At 51.3% G+C, this 12530-nt stretch carries 12 protein-coding genes; 6 read left to right on the top strand and 6 right to left on the bottom strand.

Annotated elements, in window-relative coordinates; genetic code table 11:
* The first annotated feature begins 51 nt into the window (after positions 1–51).
* Positions 52–684 (top strand): hypothetical protein, encoded by a 633-nt coding sequence (locus EVJ33_RS04620; protein ID WP_131434870.1) that lies wholly within the window; start codon positions 52–54, stop codon positions 682–684.
* Positions 685–805: 121 nt separating this feature from the next.
* Entirely contained in the window at positions 806–1084 is a 279-nt protein-coding gene (locus EVJ33_RS04615) for a hypothetical protein (protein WP_236634534.1), read from the top strand.
* Between the two features lie 55 nt (positions 1085–1139).
* Here EVJ33_RS04615 and EVJ33_RS15700 read toward each other — a convergent pair whose 3' ends face one another.
* A complete protein-coding gene (locus tag EVJ33_RS15700) occupies positions 1140–1274 on the bottom strand; it encodes a hypothetical protein (RefSeq protein WP_269088559.1) in 135 nt (44 codons plus the stop codon).
* A gap of 56 nt (positions 1275–1330) precedes the next feature.
* Positions 1331–3994: a cation-transporting P-type ATPase gene (locus EVJ33_RS04610; RefSeq protein ID WP_131434868.1), complete on the bottom strand. Its 2664-nt coding sequence runs from the start codon at positions 3992–3994 to the stop codon at positions 1331–1333.
* 252 nt (positions 3995–4246) lie between these two features.
* Between EVJ33_RS04610 and EVJ33_RS04605 the strand changes: the two genes are divergently transcribed.
* Positions 4247–5281, top strand: a complete 1035-nt coding sequence (locus EVJ33_RS04605; protein WP_021067347.1) for a PTS sugar transporter subunit IIC — start codon at positions 4247–4249, stop codon at positions 5279–5281.
* 41 nt (positions 5282–5322) lie between these two features.
* On the opposite strand, the gene EVJ33_RS04600 is transcribed toward EVJ33_RS04605, so the two are convergent.
* The 4 genes from EVJ33_RS04600 to EVJ33_RS04585 all read right to left on the bottom strand — a co-directional run bounded on the left by EVJ33_RS04600 (position 5323) and on the right by EVJ33_RS04585 (position 8649).
* Positions 5323–6366 (bottom strand): lipid II:glycine glycyltransferase FemX, encoded by a 1044-nt coding sequence (locus EVJ33_RS04600; protein ID WP_161566894.1) that lies wholly within the window; start codon positions 6364–6366, stop codon positions 5323–5325.
* A gap of 231 nt (positions 6367–6597) precedes the next feature.
* Positions 6598–7596 (bottom strand): Gfo/Idh/MocA family oxidoreductase, encoded by a 999-nt coding sequence (locus EVJ33_RS04595; protein WP_131434864.1) that lies wholly within the window; start codon positions 7594–7596, stop codon positions 6598–6600.
* Between the two features lie 59 nt (positions 7597–7655).
* Positions 7656–8144, bottom strand: a complete 489-nt coding sequence (locus EVJ33_RS04590) for a GNAT family N-acetyltransferase (RefSeq protein ID WP_131434862.1) — start codon at positions 8142–8144, stop codon at positions 7656–7658.
* 79 nt (positions 8145–8223) lie between these two features.
* On the bottom strand, positions 8224–8649 hold the full coding sequence (locus tag EVJ33_RS04585) for an OsmC family protein (protein ID WP_131434860.1): 426 nt from the start codon (positions 8647–8649) through the stop codon (positions 8224–8226).
* Between the two features lie 94 nt (positions 8650–8743).
* Here EVJ33_RS04585 and cls point away from each other — a divergent pair, with 94 nt between their 5' ends.
* From cls to EVJ33_RS04570, 3 genes are all read left to right on the top strand, one after another.
* On the top strand, positions 8744–10201 hold the full coding sequence (cls, locus tag EVJ33_RS04580; RefSeq protein ID WP_131434858.1) for a cardiolipin synthase: 1458 nt from the start codon (positions 8744–8746) through the stop codon (positions 10199–10201).
* 74 nt (positions 10202–10275) lie between these two features.
* On the top strand, positions 10276–11268 hold the full coding sequence (locus EVJ33_RS04575) for a hypothetical protein (RefSeq protein ID WP_131434856.1): 993 nt from the start codon (positions 10276–10278) through the stop codon (positions 11266–11268).
* A 135-nt stretch (positions 11269–11403) separates the two neighbouring features.
* Positions 11404–12309, top strand: coding sequence for a sensor domain-containing diguanylate cyclase (locus tag EVJ33_RS04570; RefSeq protein WP_131434854.1), 906 nt, complete (start codon positions 11404–11406; stop codon positions 12307–12309).
* The last annotated feature ends 221 nt before the right edge of the window (positions 12310–12530 follow it).

Below are 12530 nucleotides of genomic sequence, written 5' to 3'. Positions count from 1 at the left end.
TTGATTCCGGGGTATACTATAAGAAACAGAGACAGACTCGAGGTGTAGGGTATGACTAGAAAGCTATTACTCATTCCGTGGGCCGCTGCGATTGCCATCGCGCTGCTTGGCCCGAACGAACCGTTCTCGAGCCGGTTTTTGCTCGACTTTCTCACGTATAATACGGATGCCTATGAAGGATATTCGCTCTCGCTCTTCAGCATCCTAGGCGTCTATCCGCTCGCCTTGTTCCCACTTCTGTGGTCCGAGGTGAACCAGTTGCGCCCGAACCCGCTCTTACCGGCAGCGACTGGTTTCGTCGTCGGAGGTTTCATCATTGCCCCATATTTAGCGTTTGCACGACAGTCGCCTTATCCAACGCCAATCAAACCGCTCCCGACTCGTCTGCTTGGCGTATTGCTCCTGCTCGTCACGATCGGCTTGTTCATTGCCGCATCCACGACTGGAAACGTGACCGAGTATTGGTCATACGTCGAACAGAATCAATTTGTCCGGACAATGACGGTCGACTTCTTCTTACTCGCCTTCATCCAAATCACATTGATGAACCGAGATGCCAAACGCTATAAAATGAGTTTGTCCCCGTTGCCTTACATTCCATTGTTCGGCTTGTTGTTTTGGCTGATCATTCGCCACAAACAACCGTTCAATGAGGCACCGCCAAACCGACAGACATTAAAATGACATCTGCCCCTTTCGCTTTCGTTGCGAGGGGGCATTGCAATGGAAATCAGGATCACGGTTCCCAAATCAAATCAGCTGCTTTATACTGAGACTTCAGCCATAGACGAAAGAAGGTACACACATGAGATTTTTTAAAGTAATGACGCATACGAACGATAAAGCCGAAGAAATCATCTTGAGCGAATATTTCAAAATCAACGATAAACAAGTGGATCAGTTTTTGAAGGATACGCTCGAACTTGATATGTACGACCAGAAAGTGACACTGAAAGAGTGTCAAGTCGCGAAAGACCGCTGGGAATGTCCGGTCGGCGATTTCGTCGTTGTCGAATATTTTAACGAGAAAGAGTTCGACAAGATGAACGAATTCCGCACACCTGCACCCAAAAAGAAAAAGTGACAAAAAAGGCTTTCCGAATTGAAATCGGAAAGCCTTTTATTTTGGTCTAACACATTTAATTGGAATCGTTCTTTTCTTCGTCAGGGTCTGGATCAGGGTGTTGTGTCGGAGCCGGTTTTGTAGCCGGATTTGATTCTTCGTCCGGTACTGGGTCCGGGTGAACCCCTGGTTGTGATTCATCGCGTTTCATTGAGCATCCCTCCTCTGCATAATGGACTAATTCCACATTAGGAACTGGTCAAAACATCAGTGTATGTCTTTGTTGCCGATGACACGTCGCGAAATCGCTTTCTCGATCTCAACGATGACGAAGACGATGAGACCGAATACGACCGGATAAATCCAGTCTTGCAGTTCAAGCGCTGCCGTACCGAACAACGTATGCATGAACGGGACGTACGTGATGAACAGCTGCAATCCGATCAATAGCGCCGAGACGACGAAGGCGATTTTGTTGTCAAAGAAGTGACGGTTGAACGCTGGTGCGAGCTCGGTCCGACAGTTGAACAAGTGGAACAGTTGCGCCATGACGATCGTGTTAAGCGTGATGGTCTGCAACTTGTCGGTCGAATAATCAAAGTCGCCGAGCATATAATTGATGAGCAAACTTCCGCCCCCGATCAAAATCGAGACGAACGTGATGCGGAAGACGTAATATCGACTGAGGAGCGGGACGTTCGCTGGACGCGGCGGCCGTTTCATCGTGCTTTCTTCAAGCGGCTCGAACGCGATGGCGAGCGAGAGCGTGATGGCGACGACCATGTTGACCCAGAGGATTTGAACCGGGCTGAGTGGTGCCGCGGCGCCGAGCAAGATGCTCATCGCGACGAGGAGCGCTTGCCCCCCGTTTGTCGGGAGCAAGAACAAAATCGTCTTCTTCAAGTTATCGTAGACACGGCGTCCTTCACGGACGGCGTTGTAAATCGTCTTGAAGTTATCGTCGACGAGTACCATCTGCGAGGCCTCTTTCGCGACTTCCGTTCCTTTAATCCCCATCGCGACACCGATGTCGGCCCTTTTCAAGGCCGGTGCGTCATTGACGCCGTCTCCGGTCATCGACGTGATTAAGCCGTTCTGTTGCAACCCTTTCACGAGACGAAGTTTATCGTTCGGGCTCGTCCGGGCAAAGACGTCATTATGAATTGACGCCTCTTTGATTTCTTCGTCAGTCATGTTCGTCAATTCTTTCCCTTCAAGGGCGCCTTCCACTTCCATACCAAGTTCTCGGGCGATGGCGACCGCCGTATCTTTATGGTCACCCGTGATCATCTTGATGCGGATACCAGCGTCACGGCAAGCGGCGACCGCTTCAATCGCTTCTTGACGTGGTGGGTCGACGATGCCATATAGGCCGAGGAACGTAATGCCGTTCTCGACGTCTTCATGGTCGACCGTCTCCTTCGAGGCGTCGACGCGCTTGAAGCCACCCCCGAGCACGCGTTGTCCGCGGTCGGCAATCTCTTTTCGTTTCTCATCCCAGTAGGCGCGGTCGAACTCCGTATCTTCCGCCATATCGAATAGGCGGTCCGGTGCTCCTTTAATAAAGATCATACGCTCGCCTTTATAATCGACAAGCGTCGCCATGTATTTGTATTCCGAATCGAATGGAATCTTCGAGATGACGTTCAAACGCTCGATCGGCCGCTCCGCTTTCTCAGCGAGCGTAAGCAGACAAGCTTCCGTCGGGTCGCCGTTGACGACCCATTCTCCGCCCTCTTCATACAGCTGGGCGTCATTACACGTTTTCCCGACCGTGAGAAGATCGATCATCGACTCATCGTCGTCCAAATCGAACGGCTGCCCATTGATCTCCAAATCGCCGTCCGGGGCGTACCCACTCCCCGACACCTCGATGTCATGTTTCGCAGTGACGACTTGTTTGACGGTCATTTCGTTCTTCGTCAATGTCCCGGTCTTATCCGTACAGATGACAGAGACGGCACCGAGCGTCTCGACCGATGGCAAACTGCGGACGATGGCTTTTTTCTCAGCCATGTTGCGAACGCCGAGTGCGAGGATGATCGAGATGACGGCTGGCAAGCCTTCTGGGATGGCGGCGACAGCGAGACCGATCGTCGTCAGCATCAACTCGATCGGATCAAATTCACGGACGAAGTAACCAAATGCATAAATAACAACTGAGATGACGAGAATCGCGATGGATACCGTTTGACCAAACTTCGTCGTCTGGCGGATGAGCGGCGTTTTGACCGTTTCGACTTCAGCGATCGAAGCGTTGATTTGACCGAGCTCCGTGCCTTCTCCGATCGATGTGACAATCGCTTTCGCACTTCCTGTCGCGACGCTCGTACCGGAATAGATCATGTTTTTGCGATCACCGAGGACGGCATCTTCTGGGACGACTTGAATCTTTTTCTCGACTGTTGTCGCTTCACCCGTTAAAGCCGATTCCTCAACTTTAAACTTCTCGGCTTGAATGACTCGTGCGTCAGCCGGAACCTTGTCACCGGCGGCTAGGACCAAAATGTCCCCAACGACGAGGTCGCTCGAGTCGACTTGAATTTGCTTGCCGTCACGAATGACGCTCGCTTTCGTCTCGAGTAACTTTTTGATGCCTTCTAACGCTTGTTCGGCCTTGTTCTCCTGTAGATACCCGACGACCGCGATAATCGTCACGACGAGCACGATGACGATCGTATCGATGTACTCCCCTAAAAAGCCGGTGACGACAGCGGCGCCAAGTAAGACGAAGACAAGAATATCATTGAATTGACGCAAAAATTTTATGATTTCAGGTGTCTTCTCTTTCTCGGGCAATACGTTTTTCCCGTACTGTTCCTGCCGACTTGACACTTCATCTTTCGACAGACCGCTAGCCGTGTCCGTCTCAAGCGAACTCCTTACCGCATCCGGTTCGAGTGCGTGCCAATTTTTGTTCTCCATCTGCATCTCTACTCCTCCTTGGTCATTCCTATATGAAAAGTCTTTCCTCTTCCTATTTCCCACTCCTGGGCTCACTGACACATATGAGCTCGGTTTTTCACGATTTTTTTCAAACATTCCGTTCACAATTTTCCAAAACGATAAGTGGAAACGCTACCATTAAAAAAAGTCGTGTCAGATGAATGAAATGGCTTTACAGAACCGTTCAGATGGTTAAATATAGAGGAAATATAAAATAGAGAGAAAGAGGTACAACGTATGGTCATTATTCAAGGGATTGCACTTTTATTATTGATTCTTGCCTTATTCACGTTATTCAGCTACAAAGCCCCATTTGGTATGAAAGCGATGGGCGCCCTCGCCGGCGCCGCTATCGCCAGTTTTCTAGTCGAGGCGTTCAACGCCTATGCCATCGGCGGTCTGCTTCCGCTTCCTTTATATGAAGAAGTCGGACAAGCAGCCGGTTCACTATCAGGTCCGGCCGCAGCCGCGCTCGTCTCGATCGCCCTCGGGATCAACCCGGTCTATGCACTCATGCTCGGACTATCGGTCGCGGGCTTCGGAATTCTTCCTGGCTTTTTCGCCGGCTATATCCTCGCGCTCGTAGGTCGAAAATTGGACCGGCACTTGCCGGCCGGTGTCGACATGATCTTCTACGTCATCATCATGGCTCCGCTCGCCCGTCTTGTGGCGACAGGCGTCGATCCGCTCGTCACGAACACGCTGACACAAATCGGGGCGGTCATCGAGCTCGCAGCGACGCAAAACCCGGTCGTCATGGGACTCGTCCTCGGTGGTATTGTCACGGTCGTGTCGACGTCTCCGCTTAGTTCGATGGCACTGACGGCGATGCTTGGACTTACAGGTGTCCCGATGGCGATTGCCGCACTTGCATTGACGGCATCTATCTCGATGAACTTCTTACTCTTTAAACGCTTGAACATCGGGACGAAGAAAGATCAACTATCGGTCGCAATCGAGCCGCTCACGCAAGCCGACCTCATCTCGGCGAACCCGATTCCGATCTATAGTGTCAACTTCGTCGGTGGCGCCATCGCGGGGCTCATCGTCGCGATGACCGGCATGGTGAACGACGCGCCAGGTTCCGCTGCCGGAATCCCAGGATTGCTCGTCATGTACGGCTTCAATGACTGGCAAACAGTGACCGTGACGGCACTCATCTTGTTCGGCGTCGGGATTGTCGCCGGACTCGTCGGCAGTAAATTGTTCAGTAATTTCCCAATCACGCGCCAAACGGAAAAAATGGCCGCTTCTGACGAAGAGGCCGCTTGATGCAACAGGTTCTCACTTCTGATAGAGTGGGAACCTTTTTGTTATCGTTTTGCTTGTACCTTGGCGACCGTTTCTGCGCCCGGTGTCCGATAGAGCGGGAAAAAGTCAGACGGACCGTAGCGGAGCAAATGGTCTTGATTCAAGCGCTGATACATCGCCTCATTGAGCACGGCTTGGCCGATGTAATACGTAAGCGGTTCGTCCCCTGAGAAGCTCTGCTTGAAGTCATAGAGCGCATCCTCTCCGGTCGCTCCGCCACCGAGATGCACATATGCTTTCTCTTTCTCGCCCCCACGACGAATCATCTCGCGGAACAAGAAGTGGTTCGGTCGGAGCGCCAAATAGTTCGCATCTGAACCGCCAAGGTGATAATGGGCCCCATCGTCCCCGTACAACATGAAGACACCTGCCACGATGATGCCCTTATGGACAGCAAACAATAGCTCCGTCTCACACGTTTCGCTGTTCCATAGGTCCTCGAAATAGCGGTCTGAGAAATAGTAGACGCCGTTCGCGGCACGACGGTCCATTGTCATCCGGTAGAGACGGATGAACTCACATAATTGATCCGCCTGTCCTCGCACGACTTTTACCTGTTCGCGGATGGCCCGTTTTACGTTCCGCTTCGTCATTTTGCTGAAACGCTGCTCGAGCTGTTCGAACGACTCATCGAGTCGGACGTGCACCGTCTGACGAATCGGGACGGCGTGGCCAAAGACACGCATCAAATCCTTGTCGACGCGACATGGGTGATAACGAATCGTCTCGGTAACCGTGGCTTGATTCTCAGGACGTTTTAAAAAGAGACGTCTAGCCTCTGCGACGTCCTCGTTCGAAAAGTTGCCTTCACGGAAGGGGCCGCCATAACCATACGCCGTCACGAGGTCATCATGACGATGTGCAATTGGACGACGGATGTACGGATACAGCAAGATACCGTCTTCTTTGGCCGCAATATACAACTCAGGCTGCTCGCCGGGTTCACAGTTGGCCAATACATAATCGTAATGATCGTACGAATCACAACTGACCTCCCGCAACCAGTTCTCCCACTCCCATCGATTTTTCACAATCTGATTGAACATCATCCGTTCCCCTCTTCCTCTAAATCGTCATAGTTTGAAGTGTGACAGGACAGTCTCGAATTGTTTCCTATGTCCTGTTCCCATTCAAAGCTGACTATTTAAAAGATGGGGATAGCTTTTTGTTGTTAACAAACATGAAGCGAGTATGTTCATTCACAATAAAATCATAGCGATTTCTTTTAATTTATAAAAAAGACGACCTCGCCTGTGATGGCTGGTCGTCCGTCATGGTCATGATTTGAAATCGACGATGCGTTGTAGCTTTGATGCTTCACGAGCCGTCTCAATCACTCTCGTCGTCAAGAGCGCATCACGAAGCGGTACAAGCGGGCGTCGCGTCGCATAACTATCCGCGAGCGCTTGATAAAACGACAAATAGCCGCCCGGTTCGATGTCAATCACTGATTCACCATCTGTGACGACTGTCCCCGTCTCGTGGTCGGGGCATTTGACTTCGCCCTTCCGGAGACACGCTTCTTGCGGATCGAGTCCAAATTTCAAGAAGCTACCTTCCGTCCCATGCACTTCGAACCGAGGTGCCTCGACGGCGATAAACGGGTTCGAGCGAAGATAGACCCGTTTCTCTCCATAATGCAACGTCACATGGAACCCATCATCGGACTGGCCCCCGTCACGTTGAATCATGACATCGGCCGATACTTTGTCCGGCGCCCCGAACAAGTCGAGCGCTTGATCGATCAAATGGCTGCCGAGGTCAAAGAGAATCCCGGCCCCAGGTCCCGCATTCTCGCGCCAGCGGTCACGGACAGTCGGACGGAATCGGTCGAATCGTGATTCGAGCACTTTCCACTCTCCTAGTCGTTTTTCCTCAAGCAATCGCTTGACGGTCAAGAAATCGCCGTCCGTCCGGCGATTATGAAAGACGTTGACGAGCCCGTTGCTCGCCTGTTCAAGCGTGATCAACGCCTCCCCTTCCTCCGTCGTCAAGAAAGCCGGCTTCTCAACGAGGACGTCTTTTCCTGCTTTCAGGCAACGGTCGACCATGTCTTTATGTAAATGGGACGGCGTCGTGATGACGAACAACGAGGCGTCAGTTGCAAGTGCCTCATCGATCGTCGCGTAGACGGTGACGTCGCCGAGTACGGCTTGTACGTCTTTAGGTCGTGATGAGACGACACCGGCGATGTGGAAGTCATCGAGTTCCTGTAAAAATGGTAAATGAAATGTCGTCGCGGAAAAACCGAAGCCGACAAGTATCGTTTGAATCATACTGTTCTCCTCCTATCCATTCACATATCAGTATATCAAAAAAGGAGTCAATCGACCCCTTATGCACTGACACTCTCATCCATGCTGTATTCAAACGTATTGTACCCGTCTCGTGAGTCCACGAAGACAAAGCCAAACCGTGGATAGTAACTGTTCAAGAAATCATTATCGGCCACACAATCAAGTCGGACCGGTTCCTGCGTGTCGGCTTCACGTAAGACGTGCTCCATCAGTTGTTGACCGACGCCTCGCCCTTTCAGCCGTTCACTGACAACGATTCGATGGATGTATTGACCGCGCTCGCCATCTTCCCATAAATTGTGATCCCAGTCATCGGCCGGAAGTAAGGCGATCGAGGCCAATATCGATTCGTCTTGCTCATACACGTACACAAATCCCGAGGTGATGTCCGTCTGCACCCGGTCTATGAGGTCTTGCTCCAAATATTCCGCCCATTGGTCGCTACCTTGTTGTTTTAGCGCTACGGCTCGTTGTTCGATTAGGTCCGCAATGTGGTTAGCATCGCGTTTCGTCGCGAGTCGAATCATAACGTCCTCCTTTGTATTGCAGTATTTGAAATACAAATATAACGGACCGTTTCGACTCTTTTCAACCATCCTGCTCACGTCACGTGAACGGGACGATTTCGCCCCCGTTCAATTGATAGCTGTACGTCATCGTCGCACTCAAACTGTGCGACACGGAACAATAGCGATCGACGGACAATTCAATGGCACGACGCACCCGCTCTTCTGGCATTTCCCCATCGAGAACGTACAAAATATGGATGGCCGTGAACTTCTTCGGATGTTCCGTCGCCCGGATCCCATCGACTTTCATCTCGAACCGTTCGAGCGGCAATCGCATCTTATGAAGAATCGAGACGATATCAATCCCTGTACAGGCGGCTGTTGCCTGCAACAGCATCTCAGTCGGACGTGGTCCCGTATTGAGACCACCGACATCTTCCCCGGCGTCGAGTGTCACGTCATGTCCAGATGGAGTCGTCGTTTGAAACGCCATCCCTTGTTTCCAGTTCACTTGTAAATGCATCTTTGTTTCCTCCTTATGTTTCGATAGCTTACTATTCCCTAGAATGAGGTATGATTAATCTATGTAGTGAAATCGTTGTTTAGGAGTTGGTCGAATGGATTGGTCGGTCATTATTAGTTGGGGACTGTATATCGTCCTCGGGTTGAATGTATTGTTCGCTTTAGCCGTCATCTTCGCGGAACGACGCGATGTCGGAGCGACGTGGGCGTGGCTCCTCGTCTTGTTCTTTTTGCCGATTCTCGGATTTATCATTTATCTCTTCCTCGGCCGGCAGTTGAAGAAAGACAACTTCTTTAATTTGAGCGTCGAAGAGCGCTCGTTCCACGCGCTTCAAGTCGACAGTCAAATCGAACAGATTCGCCGGAAAGAGACCGCTTTGGCTCAACCTGTGTTCGAAAAGTATGAACAACTGCTTGAGATGAACTTACGCTCATCCAAATCCTTGATCAGCGTCCATAACAAATCCGCCATCATGCACGATGGCGAGCAGAAGTTCAAAGCGCTCATGGACGACATTCGGAGCGCCGAGACCGAGATCAACATCCAGTACTACATCATCCAACGGGACGCCCTCGGCAAGGCGCTCATCCATGAGCTGATCGAGCGTGCCAAGGCAGGCGTCAAGGTCCGCTTGCTATATGATGCGGTCGGCTCACGCAGCTTGCGTGACTCCGACTTTAAAGAGTTGATCGCACACGATGGTGAGGTCCGCGTCTTCTTCCCACCGACGCTCGGGTTGATCAATTTCAAGTTGAACAACCGGAACCACCGAAAAGTCGTCATCATCGACGGCAAGATTGGATATGTCGGAGGATTCAATGTCGGAACCGAATATCTCGGTCTCGTTGAGAAGTTCGGCTATTGGCGTGACACACACCTTCGTGTCGAAGGGGACGTCGTCTATCATTTGCAACACCGGTTCATACTCGATTGGAACTATTCCGGCAGCAAACATCACGATCCGGAGAACTCATTCTGTTTCGCACGCCATGACATTAAGGACAAGTCGCCGATGCAAATCGTGACGAGCGGACCGAACTCGGACACGGAACATTTGAAAAACATGATGATCAAGATGATCATGTCGGCGAAACATCGCGTCATCATTCAAACGCCTTATTTCATCCCCGACACGAGCTTCATGGATGCCTGTAAGATGGCGCTCCTGTCCGGCGTCAAGATGGACATTATGATTCCCGGGAAGCCTGACCACCCGTTTGTCATGTGGGCGTCGTTGTCGTTCCTTGGTGAACTGCTCGACTACGGGGCGAACGTTTATATGTATGAGCAAGGTTTCTTGCATGCCAAGACGCTCGTCGTCGACGATGAAATTTCAACTGTCGGGACGACGAACTTGGATGCCCGCAGCTTCCGGTTGAATTTTGAAGTGAACGCCGTCCTCTATGACGAGCGGGTCGCGCTCGAACTCGCTTCATTGTTCGAGTCAGACGTCGCCGTCAGCCGCAAGTACACGGTCGATGACTATGCAGCCCGGAAATGGACTGTTCGGATGCGCGAAGGCGTGTCACGACTGCTCAGTCCGATCTTATAACACAAGTATTGTCCGCTTCGCTATGGAGCGGACGTATTAGTATGCATATAAACCTACAACTAGGAGTGATCAATATGCTGACGGCACCAGTTTGTGAAGCATGTCAAAATCGTATGGTTGAGGTCGTTGAAACGATGGATGACCCGAATCAACCGTATCGTCTATGTACTATATGTCATCACAGATTACATACACGCGCCCTTCGTCCCATTGAATGGTACAACCTGGCGAGCATTCACACGCCGACCAAGCCGCTACTGCATGATGATTTCTACGACGAGGACGGACTGGCATGTCAACCGGAGGACGATTTTGTCGCGACAGAATGTGAACTAGCCCCGACACTAAAGCATATTCAGCACGAGCTCACGCCGTTGCTCAATTTCGCCGTCACCAGATGGTATTTAGAAGCTGATGTCATTCAAGCGTTCAAACAGCATGATGCATTGGAAACGTTACATGCCGTTAAAATGAGATTTCAAGAGACCAACAACGTCGAGGTGAAATCGCGGATGTTGGAAATCGCTGCGGATGTCATCGGGACGGAAGCATCCGATTGGATCCGTGACTTGTGGTATACATATGACGAGCCCCTTCTCTATCCACTCGCAGCCGCGACCTCGAGTAGTTTACCGCCTGATGAAGGGTTGGCACTTGTCTATCATCAATTGAGTACGGTCAGTCGAAACGAACTCCCTAATGCCGCCTTCTTTTGTTTATATCGCTTCCGTTCTCCGGACGTGCTAGATTGGATAGAATCACATTGTGAACAGTTTGATGACCATTGGGGTAGCCTCGCTGCCGTCAGTTTACCCACATGGTCGATTATGAAGGCGTGGCTTCAGCTTGGACGCCCACTCAGTTTAGTCGCGCTCGATACGATGGTCAACTGCGTGGAAGGGTACGGCGGAATTTACGTCGCCGAATCATCCCCTAGAATACTCGAACCCGTCCCATCTGAAATAGAAAGCGTACTACTTCAATATCAGCAAAATGATCCCGTACCTCGCGTCCAAACGAACGTTTCAATCATCTTACAAAACCGAAACGATCTATTTGATTTGTGACCAATGCTACATTTTCAACGCTGGACTGAAATCAAAACATTTTTTTACCTTTTCAGCTAATTAAACCTCGATTTAGGGTATAAAGTATCAGTACGAACGTCCTACACTACCGCTACGGTTAGGAGAGGAGGAAGTATGCGTTCACGCATATGTCATACAATGGCTGATCAAGAACGGACTCATCATGACACTCACACCACGAAACCCGATCCTTCCTCATGGGACCAGCTCCCGATTGGCCTGTTCGCCTTCGATCGACATGGTCATATCGTCAGTTGCAACGAATCATTTGTCCACTTGCTCGGTGTTATTCCGACCGCGAACTTAACGTTCGAGCGATGCACCTCTTCCTCGTTCGATTTGTCAGGCGCCATCCGAAACGTTTTGAACGGGGAGACAGTCCGGATGGCCGGCTGGTATGAGTCACCAGATCAACAGGTGCGCTTCATCCGGACGACGATGTCTCCAAGTTTTTCAGCGGATGGACAACTTGACGGTGGTGTCGGCATCTTAGAGGACGCGACCGAACAACGGCGCTATGAAGAACGGATGGAACATTTGTCGTCGCTCGACCCTTTGACAGAGCTGTACAATCGGAAAAAAGTTGGCGATGTGTTGTCCACGACAGCTCAAGAGACGGTCGAATCGCGAGCACCCGCTGCTGTCATCATGCTGGATATCGATTATTTCAAACTCGTCAATGATACGTTTGGTCATCCGACTGGAGACCTCGTTTTGCGCTCGATTGCCCAATTGCTCAGACGCAATATCCGTAAATCGGACTCGATCGGTCGTTGGGGAGGAGAGGAATTTTTAATCGTCGCACCCCAGTCTACGCTCATCGATGGCGTCCAACTAGCCGATAAGCTCCGGCAAAAGATTAACGCCGAGCCATTCGGTCCCGTCCCCCGTGTCACTTGTTCGTTCGGCGTCAGTTCGCTCGAGGGCGGAAAGACGGTCGAGCAGGCGCTACAAGATGCGGATGAGGCACTGTATGTCGCCAAGAATCGCGGCCGAAATCAAGTGTCGAGCAAGCGCTAATCGAATCGTATATATAAAAAGAGGATGCACAGGCATCCTCAGATTGTTGACTAACAGAATGTTTTCGCTCATCCTCTTGGCGCCTCCGCTTTCCTAGGGGCGAGCAGGGAGCCGCATCGCGACGTTGTCGCTGCTGGGTCTCCCTCCGCTCGCTGATCCCTCAGGAGTCTCCGGCGCCGTCGGATGAGCGCCGTGAGAGGCCGCCCCTGGGTGGCCTCTCG

It is taken from the genome of Exiguobacterium sp. SL-10, from assembly GCF_004337025.1.
GTDB lineage: Bacteria > Bacillota > Bacilli > Exiguobacteriales > Exiguobacteriaceae > Exiguobacterium.
The sequence above is the reverse complement of the archived record's forward strand: the minus strand, read 5'-3'. Positions and strand labels throughout refer to the sequence as shown.